20 protein-coding genes are annotated in these 22,939 nt (G+C 69.1%); 10 read left to right on the top strand and 10 right to left on the bottom strand.

What is annotated here, in order from left to right; translation table 11 throughout:
- Nucleotides 1–24: 24 nt before the first annotated feature.
- From IPI43_05465 to IPI43_05455, 3 genes are read left to right on the top strand one after another with little or no spacing between them, the layout of a single operon-like run.
- On the top strand, nt 25–495 hold the full coding sequence (locus IPI43_05465; protein MBK7773572.1) for a hypothetical protein: 471 nt from the start codon (nt 25–27) through the stop codon (nt 493–495).
- A complete protein-coding gene (locus tag IPI43_05460) occupies nt 492–1,079 on the top strand; it encodes a hypothetical protein (GenBank protein MBK7773571.1) in 588 nt (195 codons plus the stop codon). The genes IPI43_05465 and IPI43_05460 overlap by 4 nt, the downstream gene beginning before the upstream one ends.
- 12 nt (nt 1,080–1,091) lie before the next feature.
- Nucleotides 1,092–4,751: a protein kinase gene (locus IPI43_05455; GenBank protein ID MBK7773570.1), complete on the top strand. Its 3,660-nt coding sequence runs from the start codon at nt 1,092–1,094 to the stop codon at nt 4,749–4,751.
- A 12-nt stretch (nt 4,752–4,763) separates the two neighbouring features.
- On the opposite strand, the gene IPI43_05450 is transcribed toward IPI43_05455, so the two are convergent.
- The 6 genes from IPI43_05450 to IPI43_05425 form a co-directional block, all read right to left on the bottom strand.
- Nucleotides 4,764–5,327, bottom strand: a complete 564-nt coding sequence (locus IPI43_05450) for a hypothetical protein (protein ID MBK7773569.1) — start codon at nt 5,325–5,327, stop codon at nt 4,764–4,766.
- A complete protein-coding gene (locus tag IPI43_05445) occupies nt 5,324–5,542 on the bottom strand; it encodes a hypothetical protein (GenBank protein MBK7773568.1) in 219 nt (72 codons plus the stop codon). The genes IPI43_05450 and IPI43_05445 overlap by 4 nt, the downstream gene beginning before the upstream one ends.
- A 62-nt stretch (nt 5,543–5,604) precedes the next feature.
- Nucleotides 5,605–7,098, bottom strand: a complete 1,494-nt coding sequence (locus IPI43_05440) for a HAMP domain-containing protein (GenBank protein MBK7773567.1) — start codon at nt 7,096–7,098, stop codon at nt 5,605–5,607.
- Nucleotides 7,095–8,084: a hypothetical protein gene (locus tag IPI43_05435; protein MBK7773566.1), complete on the bottom strand. Its 990-nt coding sequence runs from the start codon at nt 8,082–8,084 to the stop codon at nt 7,095–7,097. Before IPI43_05435 ends, IPI43_05440 begins: the two co-directional genes overlap by 4 nt.
- Nucleotides 8,085–8,235: 151 nt before the next feature.
- Entirely contained in the window at nt 8,236–8,418 is a 183-nt protein-coding gene (locus IPI43_05430; protein ID MBK7773565.1) for a hypothetical protein, read from the bottom strand.
- 4 nt (nt 8,419–8,422) lie between these two features.
- Nucleotides 8,423–8,641, bottom strand: coding sequence for a hypothetical protein (locus tag IPI43_05425; protein MBK7773564.1), 219 nt, complete (start codon nt 8,639–8,641; stop codon nt 8,423–8,425).
- Between the two features lie 186 nt (nt 8,642–8,827).
- Between IPI43_05425 and IPI43_05420 the strand changes: the two genes are divergently transcribed.
- From IPI43_05420 to IPI43_05395, 6 genes are all read left to right on the top strand, one after another.
- Nucleotides 8,828–9,238, top strand: a complete 411-nt coding sequence (locus IPI43_05420) for a nucleotidyltransferase domain-containing protein (GenBank protein MBK7773563.1) — start codon at nt 8,828–8,830, stop codon at nt 9,236–9,238.
- Entirely contained in the window at nt 9,235–9,651 is a 417-nt protein-coding gene (locus tag IPI43_05415; protein ID MBK7773562.1) for a DUF86 domain-containing protein, read from the top strand. Before IPI43_05420 ends, IPI43_05415 begins: the two co-directional genes overlap by 4 nt.
- Before the next feature lie 196 nt (nt 9,652–9,847).
- Nucleotides 9,848–10,075, top strand: coding sequence for an AbrB/MazE/SpoVT family DNA-binding domain-containing protein (locus IPI43_05410; GenBank protein MBK7773561.1), 228 nt, complete (start codon nt 9,848–9,850; stop codon nt 10,073–10,075).
- Nucleotides 10,072–10,482 (top strand): type II toxin-antitoxin system death-on-curing family toxin, encoded by a 411-nt coding sequence (locus tag IPI43_05405; GenBank protein MBK7773560.1) that lies wholly within the window; start codon nt 10,072–10,074, stop codon nt 10,480–10,482. The genes IPI43_05410 and IPI43_05405 overlap by 4 nt, the downstream gene beginning before the upstream one ends.
- A gap of 78 nt (nt 10,483–10,560) precedes the next feature.
- Entirely contained in the window at nt 10,561–11,328 is a 768-nt protein-coding gene (locus tag IPI43_05400) for an AAA family ATPase (protein ID MBK7773559.1), read from the top strand.
- 53 nt (nt 11,329–11,381) lie between these two features.
- Nucleotides 11,382–11,858 (top strand): DUF86 domain-containing protein, encoded by a 477-nt coding sequence (locus IPI43_05395; GenBank protein ID MBK7773558.1) that lies wholly within the window; start codon nt 11,382–11,384, stop codon nt 11,856–11,858.
- Between the two features lie 535 nt (nt 11,859–12,393).
- Here the strand turns inward: IPI43_05395 and IPI43_05390 are convergent.
- Both IPI43_05390 and IPI43_05385 read right to left on the bottom strand, forming a co-directional pair.
- Nucleotides 12,394–15,642, bottom strand: a complete 3,249-nt coding sequence (locus IPI43_05390) for a hypothetical protein (protein MBK7773557.1) — start codon at nt 15,640–15,642, stop codon at nt 12,394–12,396.
- A 332-nt stretch (nt 15,643–15,974) separates the two neighbouring features.
- Nucleotides 15,975–17,618, bottom strand: coding sequence for a hypothetical protein (locus IPI43_05385; protein ID MBK7773556.1), 1,644 nt, complete (start codon nt 17,616–17,618; stop codon nt 15,975–15,977).
- Between the two features lie 208 nt (nt 17,619–17,826).
- Here IPI43_05385 and dnaB point away from each other — a divergent pair, with 208 nt between their 5' ends.
- Nucleotides 17,827–19,248 carry a replicative DNA helicase gene (gene dnaB / locus IPI43_05380; protein MBK7773555.1) on the top strand — a complete coding sequence of 474 codons (1,422 nt, stop codon included), beginning with the start codon at nt 17,827–17,829 and terminating at the stop codon, nt 19,246–19,248.
- 120 nt (nt 19,249–19,368) lie between these two features.
- On the opposite strand, the gene IPI43_05375 is transcribed toward dnaB, so the two are convergent.
- Together IPI43_05375 and IPI43_05370 are read right to left on the bottom strand one after the other, a co-directional pair.
- On the bottom strand, nt 19,369–19,707 hold the full coding sequence (locus tag IPI43_05375) for a four helix bundle protein (GenBank protein ID MBK7773554.1): 339 nt from the start codon (nt 19,705–19,707) through the stop codon (nt 19,369–19,371).
- 218 nt (nt 19,708–19,925) lie between these two features.
- Entirely contained in the window at nt 19,926–22,685 is a 2,760-nt protein-coding gene (locus tag IPI43_05370; protein ID MBK7773553.1) for a caspase family protein, read from the bottom strand.
- Nucleotides 22,686–22,939: the final 254 nt, after the last annotated feature.

The following is a 22,939-nucleotide window of genomic DNA, read 5'->3' as shown; positions in this document are numbered from 1 at the left end:
CCCCGGGGCTGCTACCCTCGACGCGTGCAGAAACGCATCCTGTTCGGCCTGCTCAAGGGCCTCGCGCTCGGCATCCTGGTCGCGTGCTTCTTCCACTTCGGGCTGGGCTGGCGTGTGGCGCGCGACCTGCTCGGGGATCCCATCGCCATGGGCACGGGTGCCACCGCGGGCATCGTCGCGGGCCGGCCGCCGTGGCTGCACGAGGCCTGGCTCGAGAGCCTGCTCAAGGGCGTGTTCGGCCTGGCGGTGAGCGCCGCGCTCTACTGGGCCGCCGTGCGCTTCATCCCGGCGCAGGTCTCGTTCAGCGTCTTCGGCGCGCCAGAAGACACCGCCTGGACCAGCCTGCCGCTGCTCTTCGCGCCGCCCATCGCCATGCTGTTCGCGCTGGTGGTGGAGCTCGACAACAACGGCGCCTCGCAGAAGCCTGGGGCCACCAGCAAGCCCGCCGCGCAGAAGCCAAAGCCCGCAGCACCGGCCGGGGCAAGCACGCCGTGAGCTCGCGGCCGCCGTCGGCCTGCACCGCCTCGCCGCGCACCGACGCGTATCTCGAAGAGCTTCGCGCGGAGTTCCCGGGCCTGCGCATCGTGAAGAAGCAAGACCACCCGTGGTCGCAGCGCATCGACAAGCTGCTGCGCGGGCTCACGCTGGGCGGCCAGTCGGCCTACGTGAGCACCTACACCACCGTGCTGGGCCGCACCATCTACCTGCCCACGTCATGGGACACGCGCAGCGACGAGTCGCGCTACATCACGCTGCGGCACGAGGCGGTGCACCTGCGCCAGTTCCGGCGCTACGGCGTGCTGGGCATGACGCTGATCTACGGCCTTCCGGTGCTGCCCGTGGGCATGGCCATGGGGCGGGCGTGGATCGAGTGGCGGGCCTACCAAGAGACGCTGCGCGCCTACGCCGACGTGTACGGCCCACGCGCGGCGGCCGACCCTACGCTGCACGCGTACATCCTGCTGCAGTTCACGGGCCCGGCGTACCTCTTCATGTGGCCGTTCCCACGCATGCTGCAGCGCCTGATCGACGCCGAGGTGCAGGCCATCGAAGCGCGCCACGCGGCCCCCCGCCCGTGATACCGTCGGCCCATGGGGCATCCCGTCCGCCTGGGAGCGTTCTATCTCCAAGACCAAATCGGTCAGGGCGGAATGGGTGCCGTCTGGCGCGGGGTGCACCTGCAGCGTGGCCAGCCCGTCGCGGTGAAGGTGTTGTCGCTCGAGCGCGCGCGCGAGCCTCGCTCGCTGGCCACCTTCCGCCGTGAGGTGCGCGCCGTCGCCCGGCTGAATCACGACGCCATCGTGTCGGTGCTGGACCACGGCGTCATCACACCCGCTGCGGCTTACGAAGCGCGCGGGCGCCTGGTGGCGGGCAGCCCCTTCCTGGTCATGGAGCTGGCCGAGGGCACGCTGGCGTCGGCCTACCCGGCCGTCACCTGGGACGCCACCTATGCCGTGCTGGCGCGCCTGCTCACGGCGCTGGCCCACGCCCACGCGCGCGGCATCGTGCACCGCGACTTGAAGCCCGCGAACGTGCTGTGGGTGCGGCGCGCGCCCAACTACCCGCCGGACCTGAAGCTCACCGACTTCGGCCTGGCGCACGTCATCACGCAGGACGACGCGGGTGGCCGCACGCGCGCCGCAGGCACGCCGGCCTACATGGCGCCCGAGCAGTTCCGCGGGGCCATGCGCGACTTCGGTCCGTGGACCGACCTCTATGCGCTGGGCTGCCTGGCGTATCAGCTGGCCGCGGGGCGCCGTCCGTTCGATGCGCGCACGGAGGCCGAGCACGCGCAGGCGCACCTGCATTCCATCCCGCTCCCGCTGGTGCCCCGTTTCCTGGTGCCGGATGGCTACGAAGACTGGGTGCGCCGGCTGCTGGCGAAGAACCCGATGGCTCGCTATCGCTGCGCTGCCGACGCGCTGTACGCGCTGGACAAGCTGGTGGCCGGGTTGCCCGCAAGCGACCTTCCGCCGCGGCCCAGCGACGAGCCCGGCCCGTCGCCCTGGGAAACCGGCGAGGTCGTGGCCACGCAGACCATGACCGTCATGGGCGAGGCCGAGTCGAAGCCCTCGGCGCCCATCGAAATCACGAACGACGGCACCGTCAGCGAGCGTCCTCCGCGCGTGCCACCCCCCGACAGCCAGCGTGTGTCGCTCTCCACGCAGCTGCAGGAGGTCTCGAACACGTCGGCGCGCTCGCAGCCCACCGTCATCACCGACATCATCCCCTTCGAGCCGGACGAGAGCCTGTGGGAGCCGAGTGAGGCGCCACCCACTCCCGAGCGCTGGATGACCGCGCAGGAGCCGCTTCCGGACACGCTGCTGGGAGCAGGCCTCGGGCTGTTCGGTGTGCGCGAGGTGCCGCTGGTGGGCCGCCAGGTGGCGCGCGATCAGATGTGGGATGCGCTGCGGCGCGTGCGCCACGAGGCGCGCCCGCACGTGCTGGTGCTGGAGGGGCCCAGCGGCTTCGGCAAGACGCGCCTGGCCACGTGGGTGTGCGAGCGCGCGCACGAGGTGGGCAGCGCCGAGGTGCTGCGCGCCAAGCACGAGCCCGACAGCGAAGCCGGTGACGCGCTCCTGCGCCTGGCCGAGCAGCGCCTCAACACACGCGGGCTCGACCGCAAGATGACGCTGGCGCGCGTGCGCCGTTTGCTTCGCGCCGAGGGCGTGGACGACGAGCGCGAGTGGGAGGGCCTGGCCGCGCTGGCCACGCCCGCCAGCAGCGCGGACGAGACCGACGCCGTGCGCGTGGTGCAGCCCTCCGCGCGCTTCGCGCTGCTGTCGCGGCTGCTGCAGCGAGCCAGCGCGGAGCGGCCGCTGATCGTGGCGTTCGACGACGTGCAGTGGGACGCGCTCACGCTCTACTTCGTGGAGTACGTGCTGGACTACGCGGCCACTCCGCTGCCGCTGCTGTTCGTGCTCACCGTGCAGGAAGAGGCCATCGCCGAGCGGCCGGCCGAGCGCGCGCAGCTGGAGCTCATGGAGGCACGCTCCGACGTCACCGTGATCCGCGTGGGCCCGCTGGACCCACCCGAGCACCTCACGCTGGTGGCCAGTCTGCTGCGCTTCGAGAGCGAGCTGGCGGCCAGCATCGCGCGGCGCACGGCCGGCAACCCGCTGTTTGCCACGCAGCTGATCGGCGACTGGGTGCAGCGCGGCGTGCTGGAGCTGAGCAAGCGCGGCTTCGCCCTGCGCGAGGGGGCCAGCGCCGACTTGCCCGACGACCTCTTCAGCGTGTGGACGCAGCGCGTGGCGCGCGCCGTGGAGGGCATCGAGGACGGCCGCGTGGCGCTCGAGTTGGCCGCCACCTTCGGGCGCGTAGTGCCCGTGGACGAGTGGCGCAGCGCGTGCCTGGTGCTGCGCCTGGCCGTGCCCAAGGACTTCCTGAGCGAGATGCTGCGCGCGCAGCTCATGGAGCTGGAGGACCCGCTCGACCACACCATGAGCAAGGTGTGCTTCGTGCACGGCATGTTGCGCGAGGCCTTGGAGCGCAGCGCGCGCGAGCGTGACGTGCGGCCGCACCTGCACGGCGCGGTGGCCGACGTGCTGCGCCCCAAGCTCACCGACGGCGAGGTGGACGTGGCCGAGCGCCTGGCCATGCACCTGCGCGCGGCCAACCGCTTGCGCGAGGCCGTGGCCCCGCTGCGCATCGCCGCCGACGTGCGCCGCAAGCGCGGTGAGATCGAGCGCTCGCTCCAGCTGCTGGACCTGCACTCGCGCACGCTGATCGACATCGAGGCCGACCCTCAGCACGTGGAGTGGGTGGACAACCTGCTCATGCGCACCGAGGCTGCGTGGAAGCAGGGCGCCCTCACCCGCGCGTCACGCCTGGCGGACGAAGCGCTGGACCTGGCCGTGCTCGCCAACCAGCCCTTCCAGCTGGCGCACGCGCGCTACCTGCGCGGCTACCTGGACGTGCACCTGGGCAAGCTGGACGCCGCCGAGCCGCTGCTCTTCGAGTCGGCGCAGGACTTCGACCTCCTGGGCCGCCGCGTGGAGTCCGCGCGCGCCATGCGGGGCCTCGGCTTCTCGGCCACCCTGCGGGGAGACCACCCGCTGGCCTTCGGGGCATACCTCACCGCGCTCGAGACCTGCCGCGCATATGACGACATGCACGGGGCCGCGGCGAGCTTGGCGGGCCTGGGCTTCTCGTCGCCCCACGACCCCACCGCCAGCGCCGGCCACCTGGAAGAAGCGCTGGCCCTCTTCGAGCGCGTGGGCGACCTCTTTGGCGTGGCCTCCACCCTCAACAACCTGGCCGACCTGCACCGCCGTGCCGGGCACTTGGCCGAGGCCGAGGCCCACTACCGCCGCGCCCTGGGCATCAGCCAGAGCCAGGGCGCAGCCCAGCTGGAGGCCACCATCGTGGGCGGCTTGTGCCTGGTGCTCATCCGCGAGGCCCGCTACGACGAAGCCCTGCGCGAGCTCGAGGTGGCGTGGCGCATGGCCGACGTGCTCGGCCAGGTGGGCGCGCTGGCCGCGCTGCACGCCTTGAGTCTGCCGTGCGCCGTGGTGGCCAAAGACCGCGCCAGCTGGGCGGAGCACGAGGGCCGATTGAGCGCACGGGTGAACGACGAGGCCGTGCTGGACCGCGCGGTGATCGAGGCGGTGGAGCTGGCCGGCGACTTGTCGCAGCAGGCCGGCGACTTGGAGAGGGCCAGGCGCGCGTGGACGTTGGCCGCGCGGCTGTTCGCGAACGCCGGGCTGCGCGACAAGGCCGGGGCGCTGCGGGCCAAGGCCACGGACTGAGCGGCGCGACGCTCAGCTGCCGAGGACTTCGTCCCAGCGCTGCACGCGCACGTCGTCCTCACCCATCATGTCCACCAGCCACTTCCGAACATAGGCGCCGTCGAGGTCCGCGCGAAGCGAGACCAAACGCTCGAGGTCGGCCAGGTCCTTGGGGCGAAAGAACAGCATCTTGAACACGCAGATGGCCTCGGCCGAGAGCACCCACAGTGGGCGACCCTCGATGTGGATGAGGACCTTGGTGCGTGCGGCCTCCATCGAGAACGGAATGCTCGGCGTAAACACATCGATTCGGAACGGCCCGAGCATGGCGGTGAACATGCCGCGTGCTTCGTGCTCTGCGCGAGCTGCGGGGCGCACGAACTCGACTCCCGCCGCCGAGAGTGCGTCGAGCGCTGCGTCGAGCAGCTGGTCTTCGACGAACAGGTTGATGTCGACATCCATCGTCGCGCGGGGGACCGCCCACCAACCGTACGCCAGCGCGCCACCGATGGCATACGAGACACCCGCGGCACTCATGTGATCGCCGAGGTGCAACGCCGCATCGAGTGGGTCGACCGGGGCGACCGGCATGCTCATGAGCGCCGGAACTCGCGGATGAGCCGAGCCAGCGCGGCCTCCGTCTCGGGCGACACGGGGTCACGATAGGCGAGGACGGCGGCCGCATCAGGACGAGCCAGCGCCATTCGCGCCCCCGCTCGACACACCGCTCTCAGCATTGCCGCGCGCTGCACGTCGGAGAGCGCCCGATACGGCGCCACCTCTTCAGCGAGCGTCGGAACGTGGATCAGCATGGGCTGCATCCTTCGAGTGTAGGGACCGACTGCCCTCCTTGCCAACCGTCACGAGCGGCGACTCAGCCGAGCTCCGGCCTCGGCACGTTCGCGGGCTCCTCCACCGAGTAGAGCGCCACGGCGATGTCCTTGCCCTTCACCTTCACCGCTGCGTCCACCAGCGTGATCTTGAAGCGCTCCGGGTGCAGGAGCGCGTCCTTCACCTCGTCGGTCACGAGGATGGCGCAGCCGTAATTCTTGGTCATGCCCTCGATGCGCGAGGCCAGGTTCACCGCGTCGCCGATGACCGTGGAGTCGATGCGGCTGCGGTAGCCCACGGTGCCCATGATCACCTCGCCGCGGTGCAGGCCGATGCCGGTGTCGATGGGCGGCTCACCACGCGCCTTGCGCTCCACGTTCCACTCGGCCAGCGAGCGGCGCATGGCGAGGCAGGCGAGCAGCGCCTCGTCCGTGTGCTCCTCGTCGAAGAGCGCCATGATCGCGTCGCCGATGTACTTGTCGATGAAGCCGCCGCGCGGGTCGATCTCGTTGCCCATGCGCGCGAGGTAGTCGTTGAGCAGCTCGAACATCTGCTCCGCGCTCATGGCCTCGGAGAGCGAGGTGTAGCCGCGGATGTCGCTGAACAGGATGGTGATGGTGCGCGTGGCCCGCTCGCCCACGCGGATCTTCTCGATGCCGTCGGGCGCCACCACGCCCAGGAACTTGCGCGGCACGAAGCGCTCGAACGAGGTGACGGTGGCCTCCAGCCGCCCGAAGCTGGCCTCGAGCGTGCCAGCCATGTCGTTGAACGTGGCCGCGAGCGCCCCGATCTCGTCGGTGCGCTGGACGTTCGCGCGATGGGCGAGGTCTCCCTCGGCCATGCGCGCGGCGCTGCGCTCGAGCGAGCGGACCGGGCTCGCGATGCGCTGGGCCACGAAGAGCGACCCGAGCAGCCCCAGCACCAGGAAGCCCGCGGCGATGAGCACCACGTCTTTCGCGGTGTCGGCCAGCACGCGCTCGATGCGCGCGGTGGAGATGCCCACGCGCAGCACCCCGAAGCTCTCGGTCCCCTCGAAGGCGCGGATGTCGGCCGCCACCTCCACGATGCGGTCGCCCCGGCGCGCGCGCGGCTCCCCTTCGAACGTCACGTCGCGCAGCAGGTGCGTCTCGAGCTCGCGCGCGTCTTGGGTGTCGGCGTTCGCAGCCTCGGTGGTACGGAGCGGGACCAGGTCGGGCACGAAGCGGTCGATCTGGTCGTCGGGCACGGCCGCGATGACCCGGTCGTGCTGCCGCCGGTCGGTCACGAACACATAGACGATGTCCGGGCTCTGCTCGATGACCACGCTGAGCATGGTGCGGATCTGGCTCCAGTTCTCGTCGATGAGCTCGTTGGCCCACGCCGCCGCGAGGCTGGTGGCGATGGAGCTGGCCTCGTGCTGCGTGGCGTCGCGGATGGCCCGCTGCTGGCTGGTGGTCCACACGGCCACCACCGCCACGAGCACGCTCGCCACGAGCGCCGTGGTGGTGAGCGAGAGACGCGCGGCGATGGAGCGGAACGGCCGGGTCTCGTGTCTCATGGTGCGCTCCCGCGTTCCACGTCGAGGCCACGCACGAACGTGGGCCACTCGCTCTGGCTCGGCCCGCTCACGCCGGGCGGGAAGACCAGCACCACCGGGCCACCGAGCCGCGCCGGGATGGGCTGGTCGTCGGCTCCGAAGCGCAGCCCGAGCAGCACGTCGGTGTCCGCGATGGACCGGGCGTCGAGCCGCACGGCGTGACCGTCCCCGTCCGGCACCGGCGCCATCACGCGCACGCGCACGCGGTCGCCTGGGCCGACGGCCGCCTCGCACGCGGCCAGCGCGTCCCGCACGCGCACGCCAGCGATGCGCAGCTCCCCGCTGGGCCAGCCCACGCGGAAGCCGTGGCGCACCGTGACCTCGGCTGGGGGCAGCGCGGCCAGCTGCGTCCGACCGAGCGTGCAGTCCCCGATGCGCAGCGCGACCTCGGCGGTGTCCACCACCAGGTGCGTCACGTAGAACACCCACCACGAGTAGTTGTACCGCTCCTCGATCGCCGGCTCGGTGAAGTTCGGCACCGTGGAGAGCAGCGGCCCGCCGCGACTGCGCGTGATGGGCACGCCGTCCCACAGGATGGAGAGCATCACCGGGTAGGTGCGCACGTCCGGCGCCGCGAACGTGGCTCGGAAGCCATCGTTCGCCACCAGCGTGACCTCCGCGGCATCCGCCGGCGCCTCCGCCCGTGCCATCAGCTCCACCAGCCGGGCCCCACGGAAGCGCGCCGGCGGCGGGTCCGCGTCTTCGTTGGTGGGCTTCGCGAGGTACTCCGTGGTGGCGAGCCGCTCCACCTCGCGGAAGGGGAGCACCGTGGTGGAGGGGACGCGCCCGGTGACCGTGAGCGTCCACGCGGTGCGCTCGTCGCCGGTCCCGAAGCGCTCCCGTGCGGCGGCTTCGGCCTGCTGGGCTTCTTCGGTCTCGCGGGTGAGCGTGGCCTCGTCGATGGCGCGGTCGCAGGACGCGGCGAGCATCATGGTGGCGATGAGCATGCCCGAGCCGACCCAGCGACGCGCGTCGGGGGACGGCCATCTTGGCCGACGACGACTCACACGGGCGCTTCCGAGCTGCACGAGCCGATGGTCGCCCCCTCCCGGCTAGGTGAGCAAGCCCGGAATCCGCGCCAGCAGCGCTGGTCGTCCGTCAGCGAGTCTTGCCGGTGCCGTGCGCTCGAGCTTGGCCGCCTTCGGCCAGCGTGCTGGGCGGCTCGATCTTCGACGCCACCGGCACGCCACCCACGAGCACGCCACCGTGATCATGCGGCGCGGCCCGCTCGAACGTCTGGAGAAAGGCATTTTCTGCTTCTTCGCGGGTCAGCTTCGGCATGGTGTCAGTCTCGGAGCGCGGCAGCCACGGTGGACATCGTGGCACAAACCGTGGCGGGGATCACCCTCGCCACCATTCCCGGTGGCGCCTTCCAGGCCGCTGGCGCGCAGGGCAGGGCTCCGAGCGCGTCGTAGAAGTCGACCGCCGCTGGGTCCGAGCCGAGCAGCACCAACCGCCCAGGAACGGGGAACGCGAAGGCAGCACCGTCGAGTTCGGTTTCCACCCGCGCCCATGGCTTGGCTCTGACCATCGACTCGCTGGTCCTCTCTCAGGCACACGCGATCGTGATGGCGGCGTCGTTGGCGTTGGTCACCACCCGTGTGTCGGCGCACCCGGACACGTATTGCCCAGTTTCCGCGCGATGGTCTCCTTAGGCTCCGCCTGGGTTCCACGTGGTATGGTTGTCCCGATGAACCCTTCGATCGACGCCGTCCGGAGAGCCGTCGCGGAGCGGGGCGACGTGGTCGCGGCCTGGGTCTTCGGGAGCGTGGCGCGGGGGAGCGCGCGACCGGACAGCGACGTGGACATCGCCGTGCTGCGCGGTAAGCCCGCGTCCGGGACCCTCGAGGATCTCCCGACCGAGCTCGCGCTCTACCTAGAGCGCGCGGTCGGCCGGGAGGTCGATCTCGTCGTCATCGACGATGCCGACGTGGAGCTCGTCCATCGCGTGCTGCGGGACGGGGTGCTGGTGCTGGACCGCGACCGCCCGCGCCGCATCGCGTTCGAGGTCCGCAAGCGGCACGAGTACTTCGACCTCGTGCCGAGACTGGCGAGCATCCGCGAGGCCGCGCTGCGCCGCGCGCGTCGGGTCGCGTCATGACCGACGTCGCGCTCGTCCAGAAGAAGCTCGCCTTCGTTCTGCGCTGCTTGCACGAGCTCCGCACGATGGCGGACCCGACACGGATCTCCACCGACCTGCGCGAGGAGCGCTTCGTGGTGCACACCCTCCAGCTGGCGATCCAGGCGGCGCTCGACGTGGCGTTCCACCTGATCTCGGAAGAGGGTCTCGGCGAGCCTCGCTCGAACAGCGATGCGTTCGCCAAGCTGGCCGAGCACGGTGTGCTCGCGCCCACCCGGGCCACCGAGATGGCGCGGATGGCGGGCTTCAGGAACGTCGTCGTCCACGGCTACGAAGTGGTCGACCTCCGCATCGTCCGCGACGTCGTCGAGAATCACCTCGGCGATCTCGAGTCCTACGTCGCTGACGTGGACGCATGGCTCTCGCGCCGATAGCCCCCGGCGCAATGATCATTCCACGCATCAGCGCGGTCGCTGGTCCGCGAGCACATTGGCCGCTGTGCGTCCCCGACCCTCTTGGACCGAGCGCTGGTCGGTCGGGTGGTCGAGGCTCGACCGTCGGCAGCTGGCGCTGGCGCGCGCCGTGGCGTTACACTCAGCGTGTTACGCACGTAAGAACGAGGCACCCATGATGGTCAAGAAGCTCTCCGCGGTCGGCAACAGCCTAGGCCTCATCATCGAGCGCCCGATTCTGGAGCTGCTGGACATCAACAAGGACACTCCGCTCGAGGTCACGACCGACGGCGAGGCGCTCATCATCCGCCCGGTGAGGAAGGCGCCCTTGATGGACCGCGCGCTCGCCGCTGCGGACCGGCTCATGGACGCGCACGAGGAGACGTATCGGAAGCTCGCGAAGTGAGCGACGCTTCTGCCGAGATCGAGTTCCTCACGGTCGAGGTGGTGCTCGCGCTGCACCAGGCTCAGCTCGTTCGCTTCGGAGGCGGCGCGGGCCTGCGTGATCGTGGACTCCTGGAGTCGGCCTTGGCCCAGCCTCAGGCTTCGTTCGGTGGCGCCTACGCGCACGAGGGCCTCTTCGCGATGGCGGGGGCCTATCTGTTTCACATCGTCTCGAACCACCCCTTCATCGACGGCAACAAGCGGGCGGGGCTGCTTGCCGCCCAGGTTTTCCTCGATCTGAACGGGATCACTCTCGATCATGGCTCCGAGGCGTTCTACGAACTGACGATGGGTGTCGCCGAAGGACGCATCGACAAGGCGGCCGTCGCTTCGGAGCTCGAGCGCATTGCGAAGTCGAAGCCCGCGTAGTCCTCGACCGCGCAGAAGCAGACGGTGCGATGGCCTGGATGGTCATGACACCCAGTCAGACACCCGCCGACTCAGGTGTTGAATGAGCACGAGCACGTCGACCTCACCCTCCTCGCGCATCAGCAAGAGGTCTTCGACACGCTCCGCGTCCACTGCCAGCAGGGTGGCCTATGCCTCGTCGTCGGCGAGCCGGGCACAGGCAAGACCGTCATCAAGCAGGCCCTCTGCAAACACGACCCCAAGCGTCTCATCGCGCCCGTCGTCAACCGCACCCTGCACACCTATCACAGCACCCTACGCATCCTCTGCGAGGCGTTCCAGCTCGACACCGACGGCCGCGATTTCCTCTGCGAGCGCCGCCTCATTGAAGAGGCCCACCGGGTCAATCACCTCGGCAAGATGCTCGCCCCCATCATCGACGACGCACACCTGATGGACGTGCACGCTCTGCGCCGTCTGCGCCTGCTCCTCGAGGACTTCCCCAAGAACCACAACCTCATCCTCTTCGCGCAGCCCGAGCTGCTCCACAAGCTCACCCTCAGCGTCAACGACGACATCAAGAGCCGCGTCACCTACTCCGTCTTGATGCAGCGCCTCGCCCCCGACGACCTGCTGGCCTTCATCCACGAGCAGCTCGACCGTGTCGCCCTCGCGCACAGCACCTTCACGCCCGATGCGCTCCAGCTCATCGTCCGCGCCTCGGAGGGCCTCCTCCGCCGCGCACGCAACCTCTGCGTCGCCACCATGCTCGAGGCCGTCCGTGACCGCGTGCGCTGCGTGGATCTCAAGCAGGTCAACCGCGTCCTCATGCAGCCGCACTGGAGGCGCGAGCAAGACATCCTCTAGCAACGAGCCGGCGCGAAGCGGCCCGCCACGTCGTAGACGAACATCGAGAGCCGGTGGTCTACGACGTGGCGGGCCGCTTCGCGCCCACCAGCTCCGCCCGGGATATGACCCCCGCGGTCGCGATTTGCGACGTCAGCGTGGACTTCGCCTCGGATCGCTACGACGCCAGTTCGGCCGCCGGCTACGACGCCAATCTGGACGCCAACACCGACCTGCGCGAGGAGCGCTTCGTGGTGCACACCCTCCAGCTCGCGATCCAGGCGGCGCTCGACGTGGCGTTCCACCTGATCTCGGAGGAGGGTCTCGGAGAGCCTCGGTCGAACAGCGATGCGTTCGCCAAGCTCGCAGAGCACGGACTGCTCGCGGCCACCCGTGCCACCGAGATGGCGCGGATGGCGGACTTCAGGAACGTCGTCGTCCACGGCTACGAAGTGGTCGACCTCCGCATCGTCCGCGACGTCGTCGAGAATCACCTCGGCGATCTCGAATCCTACGTCGCCGACGTGGACGCATGGCTCTCGCGTCGATAGCTGTTGAACGCCGCCCTCCTGGCGCACCGTCCAGACCTGGCACTCGCGCTACTTCGAAGCCAACGACCGGAAGCCCTTCCTCAAGGTCGTTGCTTCATGATCCGCGCCCACTTCGGCATCGACAGGCTCTAAAGCGAGCGGATCCGCCAGATGGTGAATCGCCCATGACAGTATGCGTACTCACGACCAACATCGAGTTCGTCAAGTCGCGTGAATCCTCCCGTCGAGATTGCTCCATGTACGTAGAACCGGTGATGACCAATGTGAAGAACATGATACTTTCCTTCGCGCGTTACACTATGGACAACACCGGTGTGCTCCGCACAACTAAGCAGAGCGCGATGTCGACCCATTGCAATAACGCCCAAAACTAGAGCGAAGGCGAGTATTGCGACCCAGCCAATAGAAGACACTCGCAATGACAGATTTCTTCGGTGGGAGAACGCGCCCCAAACGACAACCACCACAAGTAGCATCGCAGCGAACTCACCGATAAGACTGCTTGATTCAAAGTGCATTGCAGAACATTCCCGACTCAATCTGGCCAGAGATCGATCACTAGAGTAAAGCTTCTCGTAACCGATACTCCGGCCTCCAATCCGACAGATACACCACCTCCGGACCAGAATCGGTAGGGGTCGTCCTCCGGAGGATCGGATTCCGAGAGAGCGCCGTTCAGGCCAAATCCGTAGTTATAGTTGGTGCCCCAGCCTGCCATAGATTCCGGCGTATCCGCGTGATTCACACCGACGCTTCCTCCCAGATCACCCCCAATTCCACCACCGAAGGTGAGCACTATACCACGCACAGTGTCAACATCACCGTTGTCGTAGACTTCCTCGCCCACCACGCCTCCAAGGCTGAAAGTGCCCCCAAAGCCAGCTATGGCGGAGAGATTCGCAGTTAAACTGGTGGCCCAACCTGCGTGGGGAACAATCTGACGTGTCTCGGCCTCCAAATCCGCCTGCCGCTCCGCCAACTCCTCATCCGACGGTGCAGGTGGCCCGTCCGGCACGAAATTTTCCGCAGGCTCTTCCAAAGGGATGGGGCGTTGAACGGGAAGCGGCGGGGCGGCGCGAAAGGCACGCTCCGTGGGAGGCGGCGTAACGCACTGATCCGTGTCGCACAGCTGACTGGAAGCGTCGATGGTCTCGCCATCCGGTCCACTGGCGATGGCGCTTGGTGATGCCGCGCGGCGATGCTCATCCTCTTCGCGCCGCTCTTCGTCCTGTGCTTGGGCGTTCGCAGCGGTCCCGTCCGGGTTTGAACGTGTGGCGTCGGTGTTGGGGTCGTTTGGGTCGCATGATTTGTCGACCCCGCAGACATCCAGCCCCAAGGGGTCCCGAGCCTGCAGCAGGTTCCCACTCACATAGTGGAACCCATTCATCGCCTCCCCGCCGCCCATGGCATGCGCGCTCAGCGGGTCCACGCTCGCCCACCGGCCAACCCGCGGAATCAGATACCGCTCGCCGAAGTACACCAGCCCCACCTCTTCGTCGGCCTCCTTGCCCGTGAAGCCAATCGGCTCCAGCTGCATGGACACCTCGTCGGTGGTGTGGTGCGTCTCGCGGGCCCCGTTCGGGTAGAAGGTGGTGTGCTCTAGCAGGTCGCCGCTCTGGAGGTCCACCACGGCGGCGGTGCTCTGCACCAGGTCGGTGAGGGGCAGGGTGAGGCGCTGCTCGCGGGTCAGGCTGGGGTTGTTGGGGTCGCGCGGCTCGTTGCTGGCCCACACCAGGCGGGCGCCGCCCACGATGTACTGGGTCTCGGTGCCCAGCGCGGTGCTGGCGTGGTAGGTGCGCCCCGCGTAGTCGTGCTCGAGGCCGCGGCGCTCGTAGTCGCCCGGGAAGGGGTGCAGCGTGGTGGCCGCGAAGGACGCGCCGTCGTTGCCGTTGTTGATGGTTTCCTTGATCATGCGGACGTTGCCCGCGTCGTAGCGGTAGCGCTGCTGCACCATCAGGCGCCACGCGCCCGCAGCCGCTTGGCGGTCATAGCGGCGCGCCTCGCTCAGGCGGTTGAGCTCGTCCCAGTCGTAGCGGTAGTGCTGCTCGGCCTGACAGCGGCAGTTGTTCTCGAGCGTGGCTTGGCGGGTGGCCAGGCTGGCGGTCTGCGGGTCGGCGCACACCAGCGTGGCGGAGCGGTCGCGGCACTGGCTGCGCACCGTCATCTCGGTGACGTTGCCGTCGTTGCCGTACTTCAGGGTGACGAAGCCGCCGTGGTCCACGCCCACCTGGCGCGTGGCCGGGGCCTCGCGGATGTTGGTGCTCAGGTACAGCGCGCTCGGGCGGGGCGCGGGTGACAGGGCGGTGAACCCCGGGTCGTCGTTGCCGCTGCTCAGCAGGCCGGCCGAGCGCTCGTAGAACACGCCCTGGTCGTCGGTCCACTCGGTCTGGTTGGCCAGCCAGTCGTAGTCGTAGACTAGGTCGCGCACGCGCGTGGCGCCGTTCTGCGAGATCATGGGCGCCGGGCGCCGGTGCATGGGGTCACGCTCCTCGTGCGTGCTGCCGTCCAGGTTCTCGTCCAGCTGCTCGCGGCGCCAGTCAGTGGCGGCGTCGTCGTAGCCCGGGTCGAACACGCCCTCGGCGTTCATGTACGTGAACTCCACGCGGTTCACGCGGTAGAGCGCGTCGTGCGAGATGTCCTGGCGCCAGGGGCGGTAGCCAGCGGACCACTCGGCGCTGGCGCGCGCGTCGGTCACTTGGGTGAGGTTGTTGACCTCGTCCCACGCGTACTGGAAGTCGTGCACCACGCTCACGGCGTTCAGCTCGGGGGCCACAGCGCCGTCACCAGGCTGGCGCACCGCTCGCGCACGCACGGGCCGCTGGCGCAGGTCGTAGCTCACCTCAGTGAACAGGGGGCCAATCACCTGCTCGTCGCCGAAGTCCGTGCGCACGGGCTGCCGGCTGGCGTTGTAGGTGACGTTCCGCACGATGGGCACGCCGTACAGGGTCTCCCCGTCTTGCGAGACGGCCAGCGTGACGCCCAGCGACAGGCCCAGCTGGTTGTAGCGCAGCGAGGCGCCCACCTCGGGCGCAGGCCCCATGCCGCCCATGGCCAGCCAGTCGGGGTCGCTGGGGTAGTCCATGGACACAGGGCGGCCCAGGTAGTCATAGGTGGTGCGCGCCACGTAGGTGTGGTCCTCGTCCCAGCGGCGCGTGCTGGGGGCCAATGGCGCGCGCAGCCCCGTCGCCTGCAGGTTCGCCGCCAGCGTGGGGTTCAAACGGCGAGCGCGCGGGAGTACCGCCATCTGCCGGGCGGCGGCGCGCGGCTGGCCGCGCTGGTCGTACACCACCACGCTGCGCTGCGCCCGGTCCGTGGCGCCGCTCATGCGCCCCACCCAGTGCGGGGTGGTGCTCAGGGTCACGTCCAGGTCGAAGTCGGGCTCTTCGTCGAAGAAGTAGCGGGCATCCACCAGCTGCCCGCTGGGACCCACCACGCCCATGCCAATGGCGTCCACGGGCAAGGCTGTATCGGGCAGGTCGCCGGGGGGCATCGCCTCCGAGCACCACACGTAGTCCTCCGCGATCAGCCGGCCCGCGTGGTCGTAGTAGAAGTTCTGGCCGCAGCCGCGCGGGTCACGCACCGCGGCGAGGTCGCCCACGTCGTTGTACAGGTAGCGCCACGTGCGGTTGGCGGCGGTGGTGCCGCTCGCCCGCGAGTCGCTGTCCGGATCGGTGGACGCCACGCGGCGGCCCAGCGTGTCGTAGGTGAAGGTGCGGAGCAGGAGGTGGTTGTCGACCGGGTCTGCGCCGAGACTGAAGGGCGTGTCGTCCACCGACCTCAACATGGCGGTCAGCGTGCCCGGGTTCGTGGTGGGCTCATACGACAACCAGGTGGTGACTTGGTATCGCAGAGTCGACGGGTTCGAGTCGCACGCCGCAGTCGGCGCAACCGTGCACATTTCAGCCGTCGACAACGACTCCGTCTCCGCGCGGCTCCAGTTCGGCAGTATGGAAGCTGACGGTCCTAGCCACGGCGTAACGGGGAACTTCACTGTGATTCGGTGCGCCAACTGATCCCACGCTCAGTCACGTCCAAGCCGAGCCCTCCAGCCCCCCGAAAGACATCGACCCCCGAGGCACACCGCCCAGGGGGTCGAGTCATCCACCACGCCGCCGCTTACTGGAAGCGGTACGACAACCCGAGCGACAGCAGGTTGGCGCTGGCGGTGAAGCGGCCGGCGTTGATGATTTCGCCGGGCCCCGCGGCACTGGGAGCGCGCACCTGCGCGTCTTCGTTGCTGTTGTTCACCGTGAAGTAGTGCGTGTGCATGTAGCCGAGCGAGAGCTCGAAGCGCTGAATGCGCAGCGTCATGCCGAAGGACCCACCGAACAGCTGCCAGGGGGTGAAGTCGAGACGCTCGTAGCCCGCTTCGACGCCGTGGGACTCGTAGACGAGGCCCCAGCGCAGCGCGAACACCTCGGGGAGCACGTTGACGTCGCCGCCGAGCGCGACCATGACCTGGGTCTTCCAGTTGTGCGGGAGGTCGATGGGCGGAGGCGCGGGGAGCGTGAGCACGCCCGAGACCAAGCGCTGGCCCTCGACGGGGCTCGCGACCACGTTGAACGTGTCCACGCGGCTGCCGAGGGTCACCACGACGTCCAGCTCGAGGTCGAAGACCTCATCCCGCATCGGATCGAAAGGTCGCGAGACCTCGCCCTCGGCCAGGGTGGGAGCGGGCACGCCGGCCACGCGATCGGAGGTGGTGCGCGCGCCCGGTCGCGCCATCGCGTAGCGCGTGCCGAAGCTGATGACCGAGGTCTGCGGCGCGGTCAGGTTCACCGGGAAGGTCACGTCCTCCCAGCCCTCGTCGGCCGGGAGGCGGGGCTGCGTGACCTGGTCTTCGATGTTGCCCCAGAAGACGGGCCGCAGGTTCAGGTCGCCCGACGCCTTGACGTCGGCGGTCCAGGTGAAGCCGGCCATGACCTCGAGGCCGTCGACCGGCTCGGCGTCAATGGAGAACGCAATGCGAGGAACGAAGCGGTCGTGCGCGTCGACCACGGCGATGATGTCGCGCGCGAAGTCCTGACTGGCCACTGGGGCGACTGCCGGCGTGAAGCCAGTGCTCGCGAAGCCGTAGCCGAAGGTGGCGCCCACGCGCAGGCGAGGATGGATCTCCACGCCGGCACCGACGGCGATGAACGCGAGCAGCACGTTGGCCTCGATGACGTCGTAGCGGCTCGAGACGGGCAGTCGCCCGGTCGGCGTGCCGGGGACCGCGTAGGTCCCGATGTTGTCGCCGCCCGCCGCGCCGAAGGTGCGGTGGCCGATGTTGTTCTTAGCGATCAAGCCCACGCCGAGGCCGACGCGCTCGTGCGGCCGAAACGACAGCCCCAGCTGCGGGATCGGGAACAGTCCCGCTGCGTTGCAGACCTCGGGGTACTCGATGTCGGCGTAGTCGCTCGGGTTCCCGAAGTCGCTGGCGTTGCCAGGCGTGTCGGTCTCCTGCGCACGGACCCCGCCCTCGCCGTCCCGCGTGGGCGTTCCGTCACGATCGAAGCACGACTGCAGGCTCGCGATGTGCAGGTTCAGCTCGGCGTTGATACCCGAGAGCCGCGCGAGGTTCGCGGGGTTCAGGTGCAGCGCGAGCGGTGAGTCCGTGCGAACACCGTAGGCACCGGCGCGGCCGAGCCCACGGGTGCCGATGCCCGGCATGTCGAAGCCGCCGGCCTCTGCGGTGGGGGCGCCGAGGGTCAGGCCGAGCGCTCCCGCGACGAGGCCAGCCAACACGCGCTTCGTGCGCGTGGTCGATTGATTTAACATCCAATTCACTCCGAGAGTTGGCGGTGGACCGACTGGCCCTGGTCCCGCGTGCTGCGCGGAGGATACGTGCGGGGCGCTCACAAGAGAAGCCCCAAAAACACACTCTATCCGACACTGGATGACGTTCTACGCCACGCGCGACACGACTCGTTGGTCACGCTATTGGCCGACTACTGCCGGAGCCCGCGTCGTGGTACACGCTGCCACGATGAACCGCGAGTCCTCGACCGGCCGGGTGCCGCCCAACTCACTCGACGCCGAGCGCGCCGTGCTGGGAGGCATCCTGCTCGAGAACGGCGCCATGAACATCGTGATCGAGGTCCTCGAGTCCGAGCACTTCTACAGCTCGGCCAACGGGATCATCTTCGAGACCATGCGCACGCTGTTCGCGCGCAACGAGCCCATCGACCAGGTCACGCTGCGCTCGGCGCTGGTGGGCGCGAACAAGCTCGCCTCGGTGGGCGGCGACGACTACCTGCTGTCGCTGTCGATGAGCATCCCCACGGTGGCCAACATCGAGGCGCACGCCAAGATCGTCAAAGAGAAGGCCATCGTGCGGCGCATGCTCTCGGTCTGCCACGAGCTCGCGGCCGAGGGCTACGGCGACTACGGCGAGATCGAGAACTTCCTCGACACCGCCGAGAGCCGCGTCTTCAACGTGGCCAAAGAGCGCGCCAAGAACCCCTACGAGCACATCCGCGAGATCGTGAAGCGCACCTTCATGACCATCCAGGAGGCGGCTCAGCGCGGCGAGGCCATCACCGGCCTGCCCACGGGCTTCACCCGCGTGGACGCCATGACCGCGGGCATGCACCCCGGCGACCTGATCATCATCGCCGGCCGTCCCGGCATGGGTAAGACCTCGTTCGCGCTCAACGTGGCCATCAACGCGGTGGTGAAGTCGGGCAAGGGCGTGGCGGTGTTCTCGCTCGAGATGCCCAAGGAGCAGCTGGCCCAGCGCATGCTCGGCAGCGAAGCACGCGTAGACGGCACACGCCTGCGCACCGGCAAGCTCATCCGCGAGGACTGGCCCAAGCTGTCGAAGGCCGCCGGCCTGCTCAGCACGCTGCCCGTGTTCATCGACGACACGCCGGCCATCTCCATGCTCGAGCTGCGCAGCAAGGCGCGCCGCATCGCGAGCGAGCACGGCCTCTCGCTCATCGTGGTGGACTACCTCCAGCTCATGCGCTCGGGCTCCAAGAACGACTCGCGCGAGCAGGAGATCTCGGAGATCAGCCGAAACCTGAAGGGCCTCGCCAAGGAGATGTCGCTGCCCGTCATCGCCCTCTCGCAGCTCAACCGTGGCGTCGAGAGCCGCGGCAACAAAGACAAGCGCCCGCAGCTGTCCGACCTGCGCGAGTCCGGCGCCATCGAGCAGGACGCCGACACCATCTGGTTCATCTACCGCGACGAGGTCTACAACCAAGAGACCGAAGACCGCGGCATCGCCGAGGTGATCATCGGCAAGCAGCGCGCTGGCCCCACCGGCACCGCGCGCGTGCGCTTCTTCAACGAGTACACCCGCTTCGACAACCTCGCCGAGGGTGACTACTACGGCGGCGCCCCGGAGGAAGACTACGGCGGGGGCGGGGGCGGTGGTGGCGGCTCCAACGAGTTCCTCGACGAGTGACCCAAAGCCTACGATCACGTTGACGTAGACGTAGACGTAGACGTGGTCGTCGTCGTACTCGTGCTCGTAGACGTGCTCGTGCTCGTGCTCGTACTCGTGTCCCTACCACCCCCCCACCGGCTACCGGGACAGCTTCGACAGCATCGCCACCATCCGCCCCAGCAACTCGACCGCCTGGCGATGCTGCTCGTCCGTCCCGACCCCCAGAAGACGAACGACGTCGAGCACTGCCGCGCACTCCATCGCCGAACCGCGTGCGATGGCGAAGTGTCGCGCCCCGTCCGCCGCGGTCACTCGACCGGTTCCTTCGGCAATGTTGAGTGGAACCGAGAACGCGGCGCGCCTCAGTTGGTCGCGTAGCTCCGCGTGGCCGCGGGGAATCGCTTTGCACAGGTCAGTGGCGATGGCCGCGAAGTCGATGGAGCAGCGGTACACATCCAGCTTTTGAAAGGTGAGCATGGAGGGGTGTCGGCTTGGAGGGGCGGGAGTTGCTTTCGGTCGACGTCGATGTTGGCGAGTACGAGCACGAGCACGAGCACGTTTACGAGCACGCTTACGACCACGTCTACGTCTACGTCTACGTCTACGTCTACGTCTACGTTGACCTTGTCGCAGACACGAAGAAGCCCGGTGCGGCTCATCGCCGGACCGGGCTCTCGCTCGTCAGCCTAGGGCGCTCAGCGGTACGACCAGAGCACCTGATCCACCGTCACCGCGCCGCGGTCCACCACGAGGTGCTGGTAGGCCCCCTGCATCTCCACGTCGGCCGCGTGCTGCGCGAACTGGCGGTGGAGGTAGTGGGTCAGCTCGCCCACCGTGAGCACGCCGTCGTTGGGCGCCGCGTCGGCCGAGCCCTGGAAGGCGGTGCGCAGGAAGTGGCTGAGGTAGCCACCGGCCTGGAACTGGCCCGCCACCGCGCTGAGCACGTCCTCTTCGGAGCTGAAGAGGCCCACGCGGCCGGGGCGCGTGATGACGTCCTTGGCGAAGCCGCCCGCGAAGCACGAGTCCAGCGAGAGCACCGCCAGGCGCGCATTGATGCCGTCGAACAGGCGGCCCATCTCGTCGTCCACCATCTGCCCGTCGAAGAGCACGATGGACTCGTCGATGCCGTCGATCTCGCGCGCGTCCGTGGAGCCGGGAGACCCCTGGCTGCCGTGGCCCGAGTAGAAGAAGACGAAGATGTCGTCGGGGCGCACTTCCGTGGCCATGCGCTGCATCGCCTGGCGCACGTTCGCGAGGGTGGCCTGGCTGTCGGTCAGCACCACCTGGCGCGTCTCCACCAAGAGGCTGCGCTCACGGAGCGCCTGCGCCAGCTTGATGGCGTCGTTGGCGCACTCCGGCAGGTCGCTGCCGCTGCCCGGGTAGTCCGAGATGCCCACGAACACACCGAAGATGCGCCCGCCCTGGCCGTTGGCCGCCGTACCGGTGCCCGTGCTGGGACGGGGCACGGCTGCGCCCGCGCCGAACGTGAGGTTGTAGTTGCCCACCTCGCCCGGGCGGTAGCTAGTGACGGTGATGCGGTACTCGCCCGCCTCGGCGGCCGGCAGGTTGATGCCCGCGTCGCGCGTCTGGCCGTTGATGTCGTCGTTGTCCAGCTGACGGCCGCTCGGGCTCATGACGATGATGTACGGGTCGAACTGCGACGACGTGAGGCGGATCTCCACGGACTGGCCCACCTCGAAGGTGCGCGTGAAGTAGTCCGCGAACTCGCCGCTCTGGATGGTGGCGTCGCCCTGCGCGAGCGCGCCCGTGGCCGTGGTGCCGCTGACGGCCGTGGCCGGACGAGCGCCCGGTCCGCCGGTGTGACCGACCTCGGTGCCCGGGTTGGTGGTGGGGCTGGTGGCCGGGGCCGCGCCGCCCTGGTTGACGCGCAGCTCGTAGTCACCCACCTCGCCGGGGCGATAGCTGGTGACCATCACGCGGTAGGAGCCGCCGGTGGACACGAAGTTGAGCGCGGCGTTGGTGTTGCCCGAGGCCTGGTCGTCGTTGTCCAGCTGCTCGCCGCTGGGCGGGCGCACCATGAGGTACGTGTCGAAGCCGGTGGACACGGCCTCGAGGTGCACCGCGGTGCCGGCCGGAAAGTTCATCTCGTAGGTGTCCATGAACTCGCCCGAGTTGAGCGTGGCGTCACCCTGCGCGAGCGCGCCGCGCTGCGAGGTGCCCGGCCCGGTGGCCACACCCACGGTGCTGGGAACGCCCGGCGTGGGGGCGGCCGGCGTGGTGCCGCGCTGCCCGAGGGTGATGCCCAGGTCGAACGCGCCGGCCATGCCCGCACGGTAGGCGGTGGCGACAACGCGGTAGGTGCCCGCGGCGTCGGCGTCGAACACCACCTGCGAGTTGAGCCCGCCGCCCGCGTCGTCGTTCTCCCAGTGACGGCCCGTGGGCCCGATCACCATGAGGTACGGATCGAACGCCGTGGACGTGAGGTCCACCGTGATGGACTGCCCCGGCGTGGCGTTGAAGGAGTAGAGCGTCATGGGCTCGCCCGTGGGGAGCGCCGACGAGCCGTTGAGCTGGCCCGACACGCGCTGGCCGATGGTCACGCTCTGCGGCGTGCCGCCGGTGGGCAGCTGGTGGTGCGTGCGCGAGAGCTGGGGCGTGGTGGGCGCCGCCGCCGGAGCCGCCGCCGCCGCGCTCAGCCGCATGGTGTAGCCAGCCGTCTGGTTGGCCGCCGCGATGAGCTGCACCCGGTGCGTGCCCGGCTGCGTGATGGTGTACGAGCCGTTGCTGGCGGCGCTGAGCGCGCGCCCCTGCGGGTCCAGCACCACGGCGCTGGGGATGACCTGCGTCTGGGCCTGGATGAAGAGCGAGAGCGGGCCTGACGTGGCGCCGCTCACCAGCACCTGCTCCTGGCGGCTGCCGTCGGCCAGCGTGCTGTCGCCGTTGCCGATCTCGCCCTGGTACGTCTGGCCGGGCTGCAGCGTGGCGGGCGCCACGGCCATCTGGCTGGCGATGCCGCTGGGCAGGCTGGGCGTGGCACCCCCGGTGGGAACTGCCGTCACGCCGGGAGCGGCCTCGGCCACCACGGGCAAGCCGCCCCGGTCCACGCGCACGTGGAAGCTGCCACCCGTGGCGGGCGAGAAGCTGGTGACGCCCACTTTGAGCGTGCCGCCCTCGCTGACGATCACGCTCAGACGCGACTCGGTGCGGCTCCCCCGCCAGTCGTCGTTGGTGAGCGGCGCCGCGCCGGGGGGCGTGACCTCCAAGATGGGGTCGAACTCCGTGGCCGTGAGGGTCACGACCACCTGCTCCCCCGCCTCGACGGGGACGTTCAGGTTCACGTGCCCACCCGGTGCCAGCTGCCCGTCTTGCTCGAAGAGCGGCCGGGCGGCCTGGCCAGGTTGCTGCGCAGGCGCCCCGGTCGGGGATCCACCCGAACCGGAGCAGCCGACCGAGACAGCCCCGAGCAGGGCGATGAGACAGAGCTTGAGCTTCACCGTGGCGTTCCTCTCACAAGTGCCGGGGGAGCCGGCAGCGACCAAGGAATCATACGCTCTCGGTGTTGGAGTGTCCCCTGCGATCCGTCGGAGTGCTCTCGGCGGTCGGGACCGGCGGCCTCGAGGAGCAACTGCAGAGGCTCAATTGGGCACCTAGGGCTGAAGCCCATAGGCGGCAGACTTGGCCTCGGTTCCTGGAGAAGTCCTCCCCTGCGGGGAGGACTGGGTGGATGCAATTCCCCGGGTTGAAACCC

The organism is Sandaracinaceae bacterium (genome assembly GCA_016706685.1).
In the GTDB taxonomy this organism is placed as follows: domain Bacteria; phylum Myxococcota_A; class Polyangia; order Polyangiales; family Houyiibacteriaceae; genus JADJJE01.
The sequence above is the reverse complement of the archived record's forward strand: the minus strand, read 5'-3'. Positions and strand labels throughout refer to the sequence as shown.